The sequence below is a fragment of the Gemmatimonadales bacterium genome (assembly GCA_019637315.1).
Lineage (GTDB): Bacteria > Gemmatimonadota > Gemmatimonadetes > Gemmatimonadales > GWC2-71-9 > SHZU01.
Map to the genome: position 1 here is coordinate 24,823 of JAHBVU010000001.1, position 17,311 is coordinate 42,133.

At 66.0% G+C, this 17,311-nt stretch carries 13 protein-coding genes and 1 other RNA gene; 7 read left to right on the forward strand and 7 right to left on the reverse strand.

The genetic code is table 11. The features are described 5' to 3' along the window. Nucleotides 1–102: 102 nt before the first annotated feature. A complete protein-coding gene (locus tag KF785_00135; protein MBX3145147.1) occupies nt 103–273 on the forward strand; it encodes a hypothetical protein in 171 nt (56 codons plus the stop codon). Next, the gene (locus KF785_00140; protein MBX3145148.1) at nt 270–1,406 is read left to right on the forward strand and encodes a ribonuclease D; all 1,137 of its coding nucleotides are present in this window, start codon (nt 270–272) and stop codon (nt 1,404–1,406) included. The genes KF785_00135 and KF785_00140 overlap by 4 nt, the downstream gene beginning before the upstream one ends. Nucleotides 1,407–1,500: 94 nt before the next feature. Here KF785_00140 and KF785_00145 read toward each other — a convergent pair whose 3' ends face one another. From KF785_00145 to KF785_00155, 3 genes are all read right to left on the reverse strand, one after another. Continuing rightward, a complete protein-coding gene (locus KF785_00145; protein ID MBX3145149.1) occupies nt 1,501–2,934 on the reverse strand; it encodes a sodium:alanine symporter family protein in 1,434 nt (477 codons plus the stop codon). Between the two features lie 140 nt (nt 2,935–3,074). After that, the gene (locus KF785_00150; GenBank protein ID MBX3145150.1) at nt 3,075–3,371 is read right to left on the reverse strand and encodes a metal-sulfur cluster assembly factor; all 297 of its coding nucleotides are present in this window, start codon (nt 3,369–3,371) and stop codon (nt 3,075–3,077) included. A gap of 73 nt (nt 3,372–3,444) precedes the next feature. After that, a complete protein-coding gene (locus tag KF785_00155) occupies nt 3,445–4,269 on the reverse strand; it encodes a matrixin family metalloprotease (GenBank protein ID MBX3145151.1) in 825 nt (274 codons plus the stop codon). 135 nt (nt 4,270–4,404) lie between these two features. Between KF785_00155 and KF785_00160 the strand changes: the two genes are divergently transcribed. Then, a complete protein-coding gene (locus KF785_00160; GenBank protein ID MBX3145152.1) occupies nt 4,405–6,117 on the forward strand; it encodes an MMPL family transporter in 1,713 nt (570 codons plus the stop codon). On the opposite strand, the gene KF785_00165 is transcribed toward KF785_00160, so the two are convergent. The 3 genes from KF785_00165 to KF785_00175 form a co-directional block, all read right to left on the reverse strand. Then, the gene (locus tag KF785_00165) at nt 6,027–6,608 is read right to left on the reverse strand and encodes a hypothetical protein (GenBank protein ID MBX3145153.1); all 582 of its coding nucleotides are present in this window, start codon (nt 6,606–6,608) and stop codon (nt 6,027–6,029) included. The two genes, KF785_00160 and KF785_00165, sit on opposite strands and share 91 nt — an antisense overlap. 65 nt (nt 6,609–6,673) lie before the next feature. Continuing rightward, the gene (gene polA, locus KF785_00170) at nt 6,674–9,460 is read right to left on the reverse strand and encodes a DNA polymerase I (GenBank protein MBX3145154.1); all 2,787 of its coding nucleotides are present in this window, start codon (nt 9,458–9,460) and stop codon (nt 6,674–6,676) included. 46 nt (nt 9,461–9,506) lie between these two features. After that, nucleotides 9,507–10,883 (reverse strand): GWxTD domain-containing protein, encoded by a 1,377-nt coding sequence (locus KF785_00175; GenBank protein MBX3145155.1) that lies wholly within the window; start codon nt 10,881–10,883, stop codon nt 9,507–9,509. A gap of 95 nt (nt 10,884–10,978) precedes the next feature. On the opposite strand from KF785_00175, the gene KF785_00180 reads away from it, so the two are divergent. Together KF785_00180 and pyrE are read left to right on the forward strand one after the other, a co-directional pair. Next, nucleotides 10,979–11,878, forward strand: coding sequence for a serine/threonine protein kinase (locus KF785_00180; protein MBX3145156.1), 900 nt, complete (start codon nt 10,979–10,981; stop codon nt 11,876–11,878). Beyond that, entirely contained in the window at nt 11,875–12,447 is a 573-nt protein-coding gene (gene pyrE / locus KF785_00185) for an orotate phosphoribosyltransferase (protein ID MBX3145157.1), read from the forward strand. Before KF785_00180 ends, pyrE begins: the two co-directional genes overlap by 4 nt. A gap of 48 nt (nt 12,448–12,495) precedes the next feature. Here the strand turns inward: pyrE and KF785_00190 are convergent, their stop codons facing one another. After that, entirely contained in the window at nt 12,496–13,488 is a 993-nt protein-coding gene (locus KF785_00190) for a helix-turn-helix domain-containing protein (protein ID MBX3145158.1), read from the reverse strand. Nucleotides 13,489–13,683: 195 nt separating this feature from the next. Between KF785_00190 and KF785_00195 the strand changes: the two genes are divergently transcribed. Together KF785_00195 and rnpB are read left to right on the forward strand one after the other, a co-directional pair. Beyond that, complete coding sequence (locus KF785_00195; GenBank protein MBX3145159.1) at nt 13,684–16,833, forward strand: protein kinase; 3,150 nt, start codon at nt 13,684–13,686, stop codon at nt 16,831–16,833. A 21-nt stretch (nt 16,834–16,854) separates the two neighbouring features. After that, nucleotides 16,855–17,240, forward strand: an RNA gene (gene rnpB, locus KF785_00200) — RNase P RNA component class A. Nucleotides 17,241–17,311: the final 71 nt, after the last annotated feature.

The window sequence follows — 17,311 nt, forward strand, 5'->3', positions numbered from 1 at the left end:
CGAACTGGTTGGCCGCCGCTCGGAAACTACGCCAGAGGGCCGTGCCGTCGCTACCTTTCGGGTCGTTCCTGACGACCCGCGACCCAACCCGGAGCAGGCACCATGCCGCCCCAGACCGACTATATCCGACACGCCGCCCGCCTGGCCCGGAAGGTTCATGCCGACGCCGCGCTTGGCGGCACCCCGCAGCCGGATGCCGACTTCTACAAGACCCTGGCAAAAGCGCTGGAGGAGATCGCTGTCGGCCTGGAGCAGTCGAGCCGACGCGAGTGACCCAAGACCCTGTTCGCCTGATTACCACGCCGGACGAGTTCAGTCGCCTGATCGAGCAGTGGGGGGACGAACCGGTCGTCGGAATCGACACCGAGGCCGCCAGCTTCCACAAGTACCGTGACCGCGTCTACCTGCTCCAGCTCTCGACCCCGACCGACACGGCAGTGGTCGACCCGCTCGGTACGCAGGGAATCACCCCCCTGCGCGACTGGCTCGCCGGCGGGAGAACCGAGTTCATCTTTCATGACGCCGACTACGACGTCCGTCTGATGCACCGTGAGGCGGGGTTGCGGGTGCAGCGACTCTTCGACACCCGCGTGGCCGCTCAGTTCCTCAACTTGCCCAACATCGGGCTCGCCGCCCTGCTCGCGCAGCGATTCGGCGTGGCAACCGACAAGCGCTTTCAGCGCGCCGATTGGTCCGCACGCCCGCTCTCCCCGGAAATGGTGGTCTACGCCGCCACCGATACCAGGTATCTGCCCCAGCTCCGCAGCCAACTGCTCGACGAGCTGACCCGGGCGGGGCGCGCGACCTGGGCGGCCGAGGAATGCGAGATCCTGGCTCGGGTCGAATGGCCCGCCCCCGACCCCCCGGAAGAGGCGTTCCTCCGGATGAAAGGGGCCCGCGATCTCGACCGACGGGGCCTGGCCGTGCTGCGCGAGCTCTTTGTCTGGCGGGACCGGACGGCCGCCCGACTCGACCGGGCTCTCTTCCGCGTGCTCGGCAACGAGCCGTTGCTCAAGCTGGCCGCGGCGCAGCCGCGTTCGATCGAGGAATTGGGCAAGATCCCCGGCGTTGGCGCCGAGAATGCGGCGCGACGGGGTCCGGAAATCCTCGAGGCGGTTGCGCGGGGCCTGGCCGTTCCGGAGCGGGAGCTGCCTGCCTTCGAGCGACGCCCGCGCCACCGTCCCGATCCGATCTTCGACACCCGAGTCGAGCGGCTCAAGGCGTGGCGGGTCGGCTTGGCCGAACGCTACCAGCTGCCGCCCGGACTCCTCGCACCGAACGGAATGCTGGAGGCGGTTGCCCGAGCCCTGCCGACAACGGTGGACAGCCTGAAAGCCGTTCCGGGGGTACGACGCTGGCAAGCGGATGAGTTTGGGACGGAGATGCTGCGGGTCCTCGCGGCGTAGCAACCACGGCTGCCGCCGTTCGATCGCCGAACGAGAGCGGGGTCGGCCCACCTCCGTGATGCCGACCCCGTCTCCGTTCAAGCGAGATGTTTGATCAGTTGTCGATCCGGGCCCCGGTCGTCGGGTGGTCGACCGAGTACTCCTTACCCGTCCCGCTGAAATAGTCCTTGGTGATCTTGCGCACCATGGGCAGCAGGATGGCCAAACCGATCAGGTTGGGGAACGCCATGAATGCGTTCAGCAGATTGCCGATTGCCCAGACAAGGGGAACCGAGATCACGGCACCAACCAGAATCAGCGCCGTAAAAACCAAGCGATAGAGCTTCGTATAGGCTGATCCGAAGATGTACTCGAAGCACTTCTCGCCGTAGTAGCACCAGCCGATCAGGGTCGAGAACCCGAACAGGAACGAGCAGATCGCGATGACGATCGGAGCAAACGGAATGGTCTGACTCATAGCCGCCGATGTCAGGTCCGCCGATTGGAACGTGCCTGCCGTCCAGAGACCGGACTCGAGGATGACGAACGCCGTCATCGAGCAGACCACGATGGTGTCGATGAAGACCTCGAACACGCCAACCACACCCTGCTCGGCCGGATGCCGGACGCTCGCGATGCCGTGGGCCATCGGCGCGCTGCCGAGACCGGCTTCATTCGACAGCACGCCGCGGCTCATGCCCATTGCGATTGCCTGAGCAACAGTGGCTCCGGCAAAGCCGCCGATGGCGGCAGTCGGTGAGAAGGCTTCCGAGAAGATCAGGGCAAAAACTTCGGGAAGCTTGTCGGCGTTCAGCACCACGTAGGTGAACGCGGCGCCGAGGTACAGCACGATCATCGACGGCACCAGCTTCTCAGCCGTCTTGGCGATCCGCTTGATGCCTCCCAGGAGGACGAGGCCAACCGCCACCATGATCAACAGCCCGGGAATCCAGGTGCCGATGGTGACCCCAGTCAGGCTGCGCACTGCGGCAACAAACGACACGGCCACGGTGTTGGACTGGGCCATGTTGCCCGTACCGAACATCGCAGTGGCCATACCGAAGAAGGCAAAGAGCCAGGCCAGCGTCTTGCCCAGCTTGCTGCCGCCGAGGCCGCGGGTGATGTAGTACATCGGACCGGAGGCGAGTTCGCCATTCTCGCGGGTCACGCGATAGTGAACGCCCAGGACGGCTTCGGCATACTTGGTGGCCATGCCCACCGTCGCGCAGACCCACATCCAGAAAATCGCGCCCGGGCCGCCGATCAGGATGGCGGTGGCGACGCCGCCAATGTTGCCGTTACCGACGGTCGAGGCCAGCGCGGTCGAGAGGGCCTGAAACGGCGTGATGGTATTGGAGTCCGCAGCCTCCTTCTTGAAGGCCCCCTTGAACACCGTGCGCAGGGCTGCGGGAAAGCGACGGATCTGAACGAAGCCGGTGGCGACGGTCAGAATACCACCGACAACCACCAGAACCAGCGGCATGAACTTCCAATGCCAGACGGTAGCCTCAATCGATTCGAACCAAGCGGTCAGACTTGCTGCGTCCATCGGTGCTCCTGCGGGAACGGCGGAAGTGAAGGGCGCTCGCCATCGAGCGTCCGGCGGTTACGGGTTGTCGAGTCCTTAATGGGAATCAGGCAGGCGCCACACCGCACCAATGGTGGGTGGACGCCAAGGTCGATCCGCGGCTAGCCCAGAAAGGCGCGAACGCGAGGGTCCATCTTGTCCGGGGTCCAGTATGGCTCCCAGACCAGTTCGATCGAAGCACTGTTGACGCCCTCCATCCCCTCGGCAACCAGGCGGGCGTCTTCCAGCATCTCCGGTCCCGACGGACAGCCGGGAGACGTGAGCGTCATCTTGATGTGGACGTCGTTGGCCTCGGAGACCTCGACATCGTAGATCAGACCGATGTCGACGATGTTGAGCCCGAGCTCTGGGTCCTTGACGGCCCGGAGGGCCTTTTTCACGGAATCCGACGTCACCATCACGATGCCTCCAACTCGAACGACCGGGAAGTTACCGGGAGGCCGGAAGCCGGGTCAACCAACCCGGCCGAATTCAGGGGAAACGAAGCGGACCTGGAGGCAGCTGGTAGAGCAACCGAACCGTGGCGCGGTCGCGGCCAGACGGACCGGGAACCTGGACCGTAGGGTACATCACGTCCCGCGGATCAGGCGAATGGGGCAGGCCAAGCACGTGCCCGAGCTCGTGCACGGCAACGGCCCGGAGCTCCTCGGGCTCCAGCACGCGGGTCTCATGCAGTCGCGCGAGCGTCACGACCGCCTTTACAATGACGCCGTGCCCGTCACCCTGCATCTCCGCCCAGCCGGTGCGGGATCCGCCGGCGCGGGCACTGTCACCGGCCTCCGGCTCGAAGCGCTCGACCCATCGGACCTGGACATCGGCCGTCGCAGTGTCAGCCACGGTCACAAATCGGACGCCCGCGCCCAGCGCCTCCCAGGTGCGCATGGCGGCATCAACCGCAGCCACCTGCTCCGACCGCGCACTGTCTCGCACGAGCGCGACTCGGATGGTGGCGTCGTCGGGCCACCGTCGAATCACCGAGTCGGGCGAGGTGAAGACTGAATCCAGGTAGGTTGCCCGCACCGAGTACTGGAAGCGACGGCGGGCTTCGAGCAGGGCACGCTGAGCCAATACCGGAGTGCGAGCCGCTGACCCGATCGTGTCGGGCCCCGGCCACGCCATGCGAACCGGCTGGTTGATTGGCAGGGGCCCCGAGAGGCCAGCCGAAGCCTTGGACGCGGTAGTATCAGCAACTACGATTGATCCGTTCGTTGGAACGACGGACTCGTTACCGGACCAGCGAGCATTGGCCAGCAGCGCGAAACAGACTGCCGCGAGCACCAGGAAAACCCGACTCATTGGCCTGGCAAGCCGCAAGATGGACGCCCGTCCCGACCGCGCTGGCCAGCATCCAACCCCTCCCTTACATTTGCCCCGGTTCGATTCCGTCAGGACAGAGGCTAACTAGTTGTCGCACGAACAGATGGAGCGTTGGTGATCCTGGCGTCCCTGACTCGAGCCCTGGTTCGGTGGCGCGCCTTTGTCATCGCCATCTGGGTCATCCTGGGCGCCTTTGCCTTCACCCAAGCCCCCAAGACGCCTGAACGCCTGGCGCTTCGAGGCGGCAGCGCGCAGCCGTCCGAAGCCCGCCTTGCCGACCGAATGCTCACCGAGCGGTTTGCCCGCCCCTTCGGTGAGTTCTTTGCGGTCACGATCGAAGGACCCAGTTCGTTCCGGGACGGCTCGGCCCGCGATGCGCTCGATTCTCTGACCAAAGCCGCCGCCCGCCTTCCCTACGTTCAGAGCGTCGTCTCATACCTGACCCAGGCCGATTCGACGTTCCTGTCGGCCGACGAGCGATCGACCTTCTTTCTCGTCTCCTTCACGGCCAACATCGACAGCATCGGCAACCTGGTGGAGCCGTTCCGTGCCGAGATGCATCGGGTGCTCGATCATACACCCAACCGACCGGCGTATACGCTCCTCGTCACGGGCCGATCGGCGCTCGACCTCGACATTCGGAATGTCAGCGCTGCGGACGGCAAGCGGTTCGAGCTGATGCTGATGCCGATCACGCTGGTGATCCTGGTCCTGGCCTTCGGCGCGCTGGTGGCTGCGCTCTTACCGCTGGCGATCGGCGTCCTTGCCATTGCCGTATCTCTGACGGCTATCGGGATCATGACCGAGTTCACCCCGATGTCGGTCTTCGTGCTCAATCTCACCACGATGATCGGATTGGGTGTCGGGATCGACTACTCGCTGCTGATGGTGACCCGGTTCCGCGAGGAAATGGCCCGCGGCCTGCGTCGACGTGAAGCCGCGGAACGCACCGTTCTGACCGCCGGCGTGGCGGTCTTCCACTCGGGTGTCACGGTGGTGGTGGGGTTTGGGGCGCTGCTGCTGACCCCGATGGTGGAGACTCGGAGCGTGGGCATCGGCGGACTGCTGGTGGTCAGTACCGCCGTACTCCTCTGCCTGACCCTCCTGCCAGCCCTGCTCGCGACGCTGGGCCAGAGCATCGACCGCCCCCGCTGGCTGGCGCGCCGGCTGAGCTGGTACCATGCTCCGCAGATCTGGGAAAAGTGGGCCAGGTCGCTCGCTCGGCATCCGGTGCGCGCGCTGATCCTGGGCGGTGCCACCATGGCCGTGCTCACCTTGCCGCTTCTCTGGATCAAGATTGGGCTGCCGGCGCGCCACTGGTGGCCCAGCGCCACGGAGGCCGGCGCAGGTGTCGACGCACTCGCGCGGATGGGTGTGTCGGGCTACATCACGCCGGTACGAATCCTGGTCGAGTTTCCCGAGGATCAGCCGGCCACGCAGGCGGTGTCGCTCCGCGGACTCCGGGCCCTGTCCGACTCGATGCGGGCCGATCCTCGGGTGCGCGACGTGCGCAGCATGGTCGACCTGCAGCCTGGGACATCGATCCTGGCGTACTCACTGCTCTATGCAGACCTGGATTCCGCACGCGCCAGCCAGCGCGAGTTTCTCGACGCTTATCTGAGCCGCGACAGCCGAGTTGCCCTGGTCGACGTGGTGCTGCAGGATACCACCTCGCTGACCTCGGCCATGGACGTAGTGGCCCGCGCCCGGACCCTGGCGGCCTCCGACAGCATACGTCAGCTGCGCATGCGGAGATCCGGGTCGGCGGTTACATCGCCGGCAGCGTCGACCTGCAGGAAGAGATGCTCGACATCTTCCCGCGGTTGATCGTGCTGGTGCTGACCGCAACTGCCGTGATGCTGGCGCTGGCGTTCCGATCGATCCTGGTGCCGCTCAAGGCGGTCCTGATGAACTCGCTCTCGGTGGCGGCCACCTTCGGGCTGATCGTGCTGGTCTTCCAGAAGGGGTACGGCGCCGGCCTCTTTCATCTGACCGGACCAACCGAAGCGATCTTCGTGCTGATTCCGGTGCTCGTCTTTGCCGTGGTGTTCGGGCTCAGTATGGACTACGAAGTCTTCCTGCTGAGCCGGATCAAAGAGGCGTTCGACCGGACCGGTCGCAACGGCGAAGCGACCATGGAGGGCCTGAGCGCCACCGCGTCGGTGATTACTTCCGCCGCGCTGATCATGATCTTTGTCTTTGGGGCGTTTGCCTTTGCGCGGGTCATCGTGATGCAAATGCTCGGTTTCGGACTGGCCGTGGCGGTCCTGCTCGACGCCACCATCATCCGCATGGTCCTGGTACCAGCCTTCATGCACCTGATGGGCCGCTGGAACTGGTGGCCGGGGTCGCGCCGAATCGCCCCTCCGGCCCGCTGAGCTGCCTATTGCTTGGCGTCGAGCCAGTTCACGCCAACGCCAATGTCGACCACGAGCGGCACCGACAACTCCGCGACCCCTTCCATGCACGACCGAACCAACTCCCGGACCGGCTCGACTTCACCGGCCGGCGCCTCGACCACCAGCTCGTCGTGAACCTGCAGCAGCAGGCGTGCCTGGTAGCCGCCTTGGCGCAGCGCATCGTGCAAACGGACCATGGCAATCTTGATCAGGTCGGCGGCCGAACCCTGCAGCGGCGAGTTCTGACTCAACCGCTCTCCGAAAGCCCGAGTGTTGAAGTTGCGGTCCTTGATCTCGGGGATGTAGCGTCGTCGCTTGAAGAGCGTCTCGACATAGCCCTGCGACCGCGCCAGCTCCACCTGACGATCGAGATAGGCGCGCACGCCGGCAAACCGGGTAAAGTACGACTCGATGAAGCCACGGGCCTCTTCCATCGAGATCTTGAGCTGTTTGCTGAGGGCAAAGGCGCCCTGTCCGTAGATGGTGCCGAAGTTGATCGTCTTGGCACGCGACCGCATCTCACTGCTGACCAGGTCGGGCGACACGCCGAAGATCAGTGAGGCCGTCTGCCGATGGATGTCCTCGCCGCTCCGAAAGGCGGCCACAAAGGCGGGGTCGGCCGAGAAGTGCGCCATCAGCCGCAGCTCGATCTGGGAATAGTCGGCGACGACGAACTGCCATCCGTCGGTCGGCACGAAGCCGCGACGGATCTCCTCACCGCGCTTGGTCCGGATCGGAATGTTCTGGAGATTGGGATCCGACGACGACAAGCGCCCGGTCGCGGCGCCGGTCTGATTATACCGCGTGTGGATTCGACCGGTCTGCCGATTGACCCGTGCGGGCAGCACATCGACATAGGTGGACTTGAGCTTCTGAAGCTCACGATACTCGAGCAACAGACGGGGTACCTCGTGTCCCTGCTCCGCCAGCTGTTCGAGCACATCCGCGTCGGTCGACGGGCCGGTCTTCGTCTTCTTGAGCACGGGCAGGCCGAGCTTCTCGAACAAAACTGCAGCGAGCTGCTTGGGGCTGTTGAGGTTGAGCGTGGCTCCCGCGGATTGGGCAATGGCCGCTTCGAGCCGAACGAGATCGGCCGTCAGTTCCCGTGAGAGCCGCTCGAACACCGTCGCATCGATGGCAATACCGGTCCATTCCATGTCGGTCAGGACTTCGACGAGCGGCATCTCGATGGTGTCGAGAAGCGGCAGCAGCGACGCCTCCGTCAGGCGCGGGACGAAGTTGGCCTCGAGCGCAAGCACGGCCGAAACCGTGGCCGCGCCATGTCGCGCTGCGGCGTCGACCTCGACCTCGGCCATCGGGATCTGACGCCGGCCGTTCCCCGTCAGATCCGTGACCGACGACAGCGGGCGATCGAGATAATCGAGGCAGAGTACGTCGAGCGCCGTGGAACGCCGTCCCGGGTCGATCACGAAGCTCGCGATCATAGGGTCGAACCGTCCACCCGCGAGCTCCGCCCCGGCGCGGCGGAGCAACTGCCACTGGAGCTTGAGATCGTGCGCAGCCTTCGGCACCGTGGCATCCTCGATCAGGGCAACCAGGTCGGCACACGCCGGGTCGGCTAGCGGGGGCAGGTTCTCAACCGGCGCGGGCGCTGCGAGCGCACCATCCGCCGGCCGATGACCAAACGGCAGGTACCAGGCCTCGTTTGGAGCCAGGGCCAGGCTGATCCCGATCAGCTCGGCGTCATGGGGTTCGGCGCCGTCGCCGCGAACCTCGAGCGCCACGAGCGGTGCCTGGCGAAGTCGCGCGACCAGGCCGGCAAGCTCGCCCGCCGCCGACACCACGACGGGCGCTGCAGCCGCTATCGCAGTTACCGACGCAGTCGGGTTCGAGGCAGCCTCGGTCGGCTCCCCGAGGTCGAGGCGATTGACCAGCGAATGAAACTCGAGCCGGGTCAGGATCTTGCGCAGCTGCTCGGGGTCGGGGTCTGCGGCGACAGCCGTCGTGAGGTCGAGCGTCACGGGAACATCGGTCTGGATCGTGACCAGCCGGCGGGAAAGCCGCGCCGCCTCGGCCTCGGCGAGCAGCGCCTCCCGGGGCCGCTTGGCCTTGATCTCGCCGGCCTTGGCCAGAATCGTGTCGAGCGTACCGTACTCCTGCAGCAGCTGGGCCGCGGTCTTGTCACCAACGCCACGGACCCCAGGCACGTTGTCCGAAGAATCACCAACCATGGCGAGGTAGTCGATGACCTGGTGCGGCGGAACGCCGAGCCGTTCGGCGGCGTTGCGCTCGTCGACCCAGAGCTCATCAACCCCGGCCGGTCCGCCGCGACCGGGATTGAGCAGGGCCACCTGCGGACCAATCAACTGGTAGAAGTCCTTGTCGCCCGAGACGATTACGACCTGAAGCCCCTGCTCCGCCTCGCGCCGCGCCAGCGTGCCGATCACGTCGTCGGCCTCATAGCCATCGAGTGCGACCCGCGGGATGCGAAAGGCGTCGAGAATGTCGCGAACATGCTCCAGCGCCAGGTCGAAATCCTGTTGCAGCTCCACGTCGAGCTTCTGACGGGTCGACTTGTATTCGGGAAAGAGCTGGGAGCGGAAGGAGTCGCCCTTGTCGAGGACCCAGACGAGGTAGTCGGGCTGGTACTTGGACCTGAGCCGGAGCAGGAAGTTGACCACACCCCAGGCGGCCGAGGTGTTCTCACCGCGAGAGGTCCGAAGCGGGCGACTGATCAGCGCGAAGAACGCGCGGTAGATCAGCGCGTGGCCGTCGACCAGAAACAGTTGTGGCGGATCATGATGAGCCATGCCGGTAACTTAGCTGCACCGACGGCCCCGCGGGTGCGGCCAGGAATCAGCGACCGGCCCGCGGGTTGCGCGGAATCATCGCACGGGCGCGGCTGAACTCCGAGCGCGACTGCTGAGTAAGGCGGAGTCGGGAAAAGCCCAGCGTTCCCTCGAAGTCGATCACCGCGCGATACTCATTGTACACCCAGCGGACGTAGCGGCGGTCAGCGGCCATCGAGTTCTCATACACCTGGTCCGGCTCACCGAGCGTGATGAACACTTCTCCGCGATCGGTGCGCCAGCCTTCCCCGCCCTCTTCACGGAACCGCTCGTTGGCAATTGCCAGGCGAGTGAAATAGCGATCGAGCGCCTCGTTTTCCGGCGTGGCCGGGTTGGGGTCGGTCGCCACCCAGAACTTCCGCCACAACTGGGCCCGATCGGCCGGTCTCGCGTTGCGGAGGTCGTTGAGCATGCCCGGCTCATACGGGAAGTACCGCATCAGACTGAGCAGGTTCTCATAGTTGGTGACCACCCAGCCGCGGGCAAACGACACCAGCGCCTGGACCTTTTGCGCCGACGGTCCCTCGCCCACTTCGATGGTCAACTCACCAAGCGGCGGCGTGTCTGAACTGAGTCGAACGATGCGGCCTTCGGCGCTGCGCCCGCCCGCAAACCGGACCTCGCTGCGATAGACCACGCTGTCGCGATCGTCGCGAACAACGACCGGCACGGTGGCCGGCCCGGAGAATCGGTAGCCCTCGACGTAGATGAAGAGCGTGTCGCTGCCGCCGTGCGCCACCGTCCCCCGGGAGTTGAGCACGATGTCGATCGGGTCGTCGACCGAGGTCCGGGTACGCACCTCGTAGACCAGCACCGGGGGCGCGATCGATCCCGCGCCGAATCGCGGCACCACCAGCGATCGCTCGGCTCGGCTGGCGCCGTTCGACGAGGGATCCCGCACGACGACCGATACCGTGTAGGTCCCCGGACGCATCAGAAAACCCTGCTGGAAGAAAATGCTTTCGTCGCTCCGCTGGGTTTCAGCAAAGGTGTTGACCCGGACGACTTTTGTTTCACTGACGGAGATCGGCTCCCCGCCGCCCTCGGGCGTCAGCGTCAGGTCCACCCGATAGCGACCTGCGAAGCTGCCCTGATCGCGCTGAAAGGAAATGGAGCGGTTGCCGAAGGAGAGGCCGATGTCGACGAGCGTCGAGTCACCGCGACCGGCGAGGGTGGCCACCGTGCCCACGAACGGCACCTGTCCGCCGGCGGCGATGCGACCGAGACGCTGGTAGACGGAGGTGAGACTGAACAGCTCACTGAGCGTCTGATCGGTCATGGTCGACGGAGCGCCGGGGCGGGGACCGCGACCCGACGAACAGGCGCCAAGCAACCCGATGATGGGAATCAGCGTGAGAGCAAAACGCCCAAAGATTCCGCGCATGCTGCTTCCTCGCACAACGTGGAAAGCCCGCGACCGTCAGCGAAGCGTGCTATCTTGCTTAAGCTCGGCTGCGGCGTGTAGCTTGAACCGATCCCATGAGCCAAGATAACCTCGTCGGTCGCACGGTGGCCGGGTACACGCTCCTCGAGTACGTCGGCGAGGGCGGCACCGCTACCGTTTATCGCGCAACCCACCCGGAGCGGGGGGTTGCTGCGGTCAAGATCCTGCGCATCCGCATGGCGCAGGATCCGGTTGCCGTCAAGCGATTTCTCCGCGAGGCCGAGTTCGGAGCCCGCCTCGATCATCCCAATATCGTCCGCACCTATGAGTACGGCGAGGCCGAGGATATGTACTTCCTCGCGCTCGAGTGGGCCGCTGGAGAACCGCTTGCCAATTTTCTGACAGCCTCAGGGCCGTTAGCCCCTGACGTGGTGGCCAAGATCGTCGCTCAACTCGCTGCCGCACTGACGGTCGCTCATCGGGCTGGCATCATTCATCGCGACCTCAAGCCCGCCAACATCATGTACGATCCCGCCACGCAGACCGCGCGTCTGCTGGACTTCGGGATTGCCCGTGACCAGGAGGACGACCCGAACCAGCGGCTCACCAAGGCAGGATTCTTTGTCGGCACCCTCCAGTACGTCGCGCCCGAGGCACTGAGCGGCGAGCTGGTCAAGGAACAGGCCGATGTTTACAGCCTGGCCACCATCGCGTACCACCTGCTGACCGGGCAGCTGCCGTACCCAGGCAAGAGCCCGCGGGAGTTGTTTCAACAACTCCTCTCAAAACCGCCAATCCCGCTCAACCAGGCCGCCCGGAACCTCAAGTTCTCGGCTGATCTCGAGGCCGCTGTCATGCGGGGACTCAGTCGGGACCTGGCCGAGCGCTGGAAGACCGTCAGCGATTTTTCCGCCGCGTTCAGTGCCGCCGCCACACAGGAAGAGAAGGGCAAGGGTGGGTTTCTGGCCTCGCTGTTCAGAAAGCGGCAGCCGTGAACGACCTTCAGGCCCTGGAATCCCTGCTTCTGGCCCGCTCGCTCGCCTTCGGCGACTTCACGCTGTCATCCGGGCAACGCTCGTCGTACTACATCGACGCCCGCAAGACGACCATGTCGGCCGAGGGGCTGGATTTGATTGGTCGGTTGGGGCTGGGCTTGATTCGAGAGCGAGGCTGGGCGCCGCGCTCGGTTGGTGGTCTCACCATGGGCGCAGACCCGGTGGCGTATGCGATCGCGCTCGCCAGTCGCGGTCAGGGACCTGCGGTCGATGGGTTCAGCGTTCGGAAAGCCACCAAAGACCACGGTACCAAGCGACGGGTCGAAGGCAACTTCGAAGCGGGCGACTCCGTGGTCATTGTGGAGGACGTGTTGACCTCGGGCGGATCGGCCATTCAGGCGGTGGAAGCCGTGCAAGCCGAGGGCGGCACGGTGCTCGGTGTGGTGGCGGTTGTTGATCGTGAACAGGGCGGTCGACAGGCAATCGAGCTGAAGGGGCTAGAAGTTGCAGCCATTACTACCATCTCCCGCCTTGGAATTGACCCCGCCTCGGGACAGCGAATCGGCTGATCCGTTCCACCCTTTCCAACAATGCGAATCACTCTGACTCCGGGCCGTTCAGCCTGGCGGGGTACTGGTGCGTCCCTCGGCCGGGCGGCGGCGATCAAGCAACCTGGCCCAGGCCTCGTGCGTAGAACTCTGGGACGGTGAGTCGGCGACTGGCTCAGCTCGGGTAACCGAGGCCACGCCGTCTCGAGGCGGGCGCCCCGGCCGGCCGGCGATCAGCGGATGGAAAGCCATCCACTGTCGGGCAAAAGGGAAGATCAGCAGGGCAACGAAACGGTCGATCGCGCTGTCGAACGTAAAGCGCCGGCGGAACTCGCCTGCCGTGATCCCCAGCATGGCGCGAAGGTGGCGGCCCAGACTCTGGGGTGATGAATAGACCAGGCGGTAGGCAACATCCGCCACCGACAGGGCTTCATTCTCGAAATACTGCGCTGCGTACAGCAGCCGGATGGCAGCCATGTAGGTCTTGGGCGAGGGCAGGTGAGCACGCTGAAAGCGGGACATCAACGTGCTGGGACGCATCCGCGTCTGGCCGGCAAGGTGACGGGCCACCGGGGTGGTCGGAGCAACCCGAATCATGATTTCGAGGAAGAGCCTGGTATCCGGGGGCAGGTCCGGAAGTGCCGACAGCACTCGCGCCGTAATCCGGGCCGCAGCGCGCGATGCCGGCTCTGCCACGATCCGGCGGAGCCGGGCCCAGCCGGCCGGCCCGGTCACGTCGACCACGTGCCGTACGCCGGTTGCTCCCAGTCGGAGCAGGGCCTCCGGCGCATTGGGATCCTGCCGGGTCAGGAGCGCGACGGTCGGGATGTCGGGGAATCGGCGGACCAGCTTGTCGATCTCTTGGACCTCCGTTCCCTGGCAATCGTGAATCGAGAAGACGATGGCGTCGACCGGCCGTTCGCGCACCGCACGCAGGGCGTCAGGCAGGGACGGTCGATGAACCACGGCAAAGCAGCCCACACCAGCCGCTTCGAGGCTGGCACGCTCCTGGACCGATACGACCGCGGCCACGGTAACCGTTGTCTGGTGCAGCAAACTCATGAAACGCCCGGCGTCGATGTGCCGGGACAACGTCGCGTCGGCGGCTCAACTTGGTGTCAACGGGTGACCGGGACCGAAGCAACGCGAATGGGCCGGTCGCGACGCTTTGACTGCGTCCGACATCCTGCAAGACACCAGCAGTAGTTTGACCGCGTCGCGATCAGGAACGTTTTCAAGGATGCTGGAATCACGATCATGAGCGCGGAACCACCCACACCCCCTCCAGGTTTCGGCGACGCGTTCGAGCGTGCCCTGGGCCATCAGTACCGGATCGAGCGTGAGGTCGGGCGGGGTGGCATGGGCATCGTCTATCGGGCCCGCGATCTCACCCTCGATCGTCCGGTCGCGATCAAGGTGGTGCATCCGGAGCTGGCGGCGAACCCGACGATCGCGAGCCGCTTTCTTACCGAAGCCCGGACCGTCGCCAAGCTGCGCCACCCGCACATCGTGACCATCCACGCCGCCGGCAACGTCGACGGCTACCTGTACTACGTGATGGACTATCACGACGGCGAGACCCTGCGCCAGCGCTTGGTGCGGGAAGGGCGGCTGGCGCCGGACCTGGCCATCCGGATCGCCGCCGACGTTGCTGCGGCACTGGATGCCGCCAGCGGCGCGGGCGTGGTCCACCGCGACCTCAAGCCCGAAAACATTCTGCTCGAAGGCCCTCGCGACGAGCCGCACGCGCTGCTGGCCGATTTCGGGATTGCCCACCTGGTGGACGGCAGCCCGCGCGACACCGCACCGGGGGGTGTCATGGGCACGCCCTCGTACATGAGTCCGGAGCAGGCAGCCGGCGAGGCCCTCGACGGACGGAGTGATCTCTACTCGCTCGGCATCGTGACCTATGAGATGCTGACGGGCAAACCGCCGTTCGTCGGCAGCCACCGAGTGGTGCTCTCGAAGCAAATCCTCGACCAGCCCGCGCCGATCGACGAGGTGCGCACCGACCTCCCGGTCGGACTGGGCCCGGTCGTGATGCGGGCGCTCGAGAAGATCCCAGACGCTCGGTGGGCAAGCGGGAAGACCTTCCGCCGGGCGCTGACCGGCGAAGAGGCGACCCCAACGCCGGTGCCGCAGCTGCTGACGCGGCCTCGGCGCCGCCGGTGGATCGCCATCGCAGCCGCCGCTCTCGTGCTCATGCTCGGGGTCCGGGCCTGGCTGCCCGGCGCATCAGGTCCGCCGCCCGGCGTCAACCCGCACCATTCGGTCCTGGTCCTGCCGTTCGAGAACACGCGCGCCGAGCCCGGGTACGACTGGCTGCGCGATGGCAGCGTCAGCATGCTGTCGCTGACCTTGTCGCAATGGCACGACCTGACGGTGATCGACCAGGACCGGGTCCACGACCTGCTCGCCCGGGTTGGCCACACGGAGGGTCCGATCGGCCTCGACCTGGCGCGCCGGCTGGCCCGGCAGAGCGGCGTCTGGACGGTCGTCCTGGGCGACTACGCTCGAGTCGGTGACTCGCTCCATCTGATCGCGCGACGGTACGATGTGGCCACCGGTCGGCGGGTCGACGTGATCGAAGTCGCCGGACCGGCAACCGACGACGTCCGGCCGCTCTTCGACGAACTGGCCGCGCGGTTGCTCGACCTCACCGGGGCCCCCAAGGAAGACCGCGCCAGTCTCGCCGCGTTCACCACCAGCTCGCTCGAAGCGTACCGCAGCTACCTGCGCGGCATCGAGGCGCTCAACCAATGGCGCCTCACCGAAGCAAGCGAGGCACTCATCGCCGCGGTCCAGACCGACAGCACCTTTGCCCTGGCCAACTATCGGCTGGCGATCGCGCGCGGCTGGATCAGCCCGGAGGACACCGTCGGGATGGCGGCCATCCGGCGGGCAGCGCGCAGCGCCAGTCGCCTGCCGCCGCGGAAACGGGCGCTGATCGAGGGGTATCGCGCCCTGATCGAGGGGGACTACGACCGTGCGCTCGAGACGTATGCCGTGCTGCTCGGCAGCGATTCTCTCGACATCGAGGCCTGGTACGGCAGCGCCGACGCCGCCTTTCACGCCGGGTACGAACGGGACGACCTGGGACTGCTCAATCGATCGCTGCGCGGCTTCCGGCGTGTGATTGCGCTCGACTCTGCCTTTGGCCTGGCCTACGAGCACATGGGCTCGACCCTGATCGACGCGGGGCGAGCCGGCAACCGGATGATCCTCGATGCCGGCGACACCCTCGCTCCGCGCAGGCCCGAGGTCGACTCGACGGCCGTGCGGCGGGCTCGGACGCGCGCCATCGACCACGCCATTGCGCTGGCCGAAGCCTGGACTCGGCGCCAGCCGAACACCGCCCGGTCTCACTACAACCTCTACCGATCCTACCTGGCGGGAAACCGGACCATCGAGGCCCGCCGAACCTTGATGCGTCTGCGGCAGATGCACCCCGATTCGTCGCAGGGATTCTTTGGCCTGCTCGAAGCCCGGGCCCAATTCGTCGCCGGCGACATCCGAGGCTCCGCTCAGACGATGCGCCGCACCATGCCGCAACTTCGGCCCGACGCGATCGGCGATCTCGACCTCGATCTGACCTCTCTGCTCGAGATCATGACAGGGATCGAGCCGCTCGGATACGTCGGGGATCTCGAGGGGGCAGCCGAAATGATCCGGCTGGGCCGTGGTTTGCGGAGCGAGCGGATCGACCATCGCGACTCGGCTGAGCGGGTCCGCAACGACGACCTCTGGGAAATGTCACGGCTGGGCATGCTCTATGCCGCCAGCGGGAGCCGTCCGGAGCGCCTCCGCAGCCTGTGGACCCGCAGCCTGTCGCTGGTACGACGATCGAGTGACGAAGAGTCGACGACCGATCTGACCATCATCACACCGATTGCGGTGGCCATGCTGACCGGTCCGACCAGCGACCCATCGGGTGTGCTCGAGTTGGAGCGGCTGACCGGCCGTAAGAGTCCGCCGGTGCTCCGGGCCCTGATCGCGGCGAGGGCAGGGGACAGTGCCGCCGCCGCAGCGCTGCTGGCACAGCCACCGGCCCATGAGGCATCGGCGCGGGGTGCCTTCAACTGGCGCCGCGCCATGGGCGACCCGCGCCCGATTGCCGCTGAGACCTACTTCGAGCTGGGCGACGCCGCAGCGGTCGTCCAGACCCTGCACACCTTCCAGCCCAACCAGTTCTCGACCGGGTCCTTCGATCCGCGCTGGATCCTGCTGCCCCGGATTCGCCTGCTGCGCGGACAGGCTTTGGAGCAGCTCGGCAGGACCGCCGAAGCGGGCGCCGAATACGAGGCCGTCGTGGCGCAATGGGGAGGAGCCGATGTGGAGTTGCTCCCCACGGTCCAGCTGGCGCGAAATCGGCTGGCCCGCCTGGCTGGTGCGCGCGAGGGCGCCTGATCCCATTAAATTGGTAGCGTTGGGGTAGGGCGGGATGGTCGCGGGCCGGGCAACCGGTCCGAGGAAAGTCCGAGCTCCGCCGGGTAGACTGCCAGGTAACGCCTGGGCGCCGCAAGGCGACGGACAGGGCCACAGAAAAGACACCGCCAGCCAGGTTCGCCTGGTCGGTAAGGGTGAAATGGTGGGGTAAGAGCCCACCGCGCTGGCGGCAACGTCAGCGGCACGGCAACCCCCAGTCGGAGCAAGGCCAAATAGGCGGCAAGGTGCGACCCGCACCGACCACGTCCTTCGGGACGAAGCCGCGGGTAGGCTGCTCGAGGTGGTTGGTGACAACCATCCCAGAGAGATGACCATCCGGGTCGCTTCGGCGATCCGAACAGAACTCGGCTTACGGCCCCACCTCACCCCCCGGCGTCCCTTCGGCATGCCGGGGGTGATTTGTCCCGGCCACGATGGTGGTCGGCTCGGCTCTGCTACG

What these genes read in the sequence shown, in the direction of transcription:
- KF785_00175 (MBX3145155.1), bottom strand. Translation starts at nt 10,883, where the DNA reads ATGCGCGGAATCTTTGGGCGTTTTGCTCTCACGCTGATTCCCATCATC.
- KF785_00155 (MBX3145151.1), bottom strand. Translation starts at nt 4,269, where the DNA reads ATGAGTCGGGTTTTCCTGGTGCTCGCGGCAGTCTGTTTCGCGCTGCTG.
- KF785_00145 (MBX3145149.1), bottom strand. Translation starts at nt 2,934, where the DNA reads ATGGACGCAGCAAGTCTGACCGCTTGGTTCGAATCGATTGAGGCTACC.
- KF785_00190 (MBX3145158.1), bottom strand. Translation starts at nt 13,488, where the DNA reads ATGAGTTTGCTGCACCAGACAACGGTTACCGTGGCCGCGGTCGTATCG.
- KF785_00150 (MBX3145150.1), bottom strand. Translation starts at nt 3,371, where the DNA reads ATGGTGACGTCGGATTCCGTGAAAAAGGCCCTCCGGGCCGTCAAGGAC.
- KF785_00135 (MBX3145147.1), top strand. Translation starts at nt 103, where the DNA reads ATGCCGCCCCAGACCGACTATATCCGACACGCCGCCCGCCTGGCCCGG.
- KF785_00195 (MBX3145159.1), top strand. Translation starts at nt 13,684, where the DNA reads ATGAGCGCGGAACCACCCACACCCCCTCCAGGTTTCGGCGACGCGTTC.
- KF785_00180 (MBX3145156.1), top strand. Translation starts at nt 10,979, where the DNA reads ATGAGCCAAGATAACCTCGTCGGTCGCACGGTGGCCGGGTACACGCTC.
- polA (MBX3145154.1), bottom strand. Translation starts at nt 9,460, where the DNA reads ATGGCTCATCATGATCCGCCACAACTGTTTCTGGTCGACGGCCACGCG.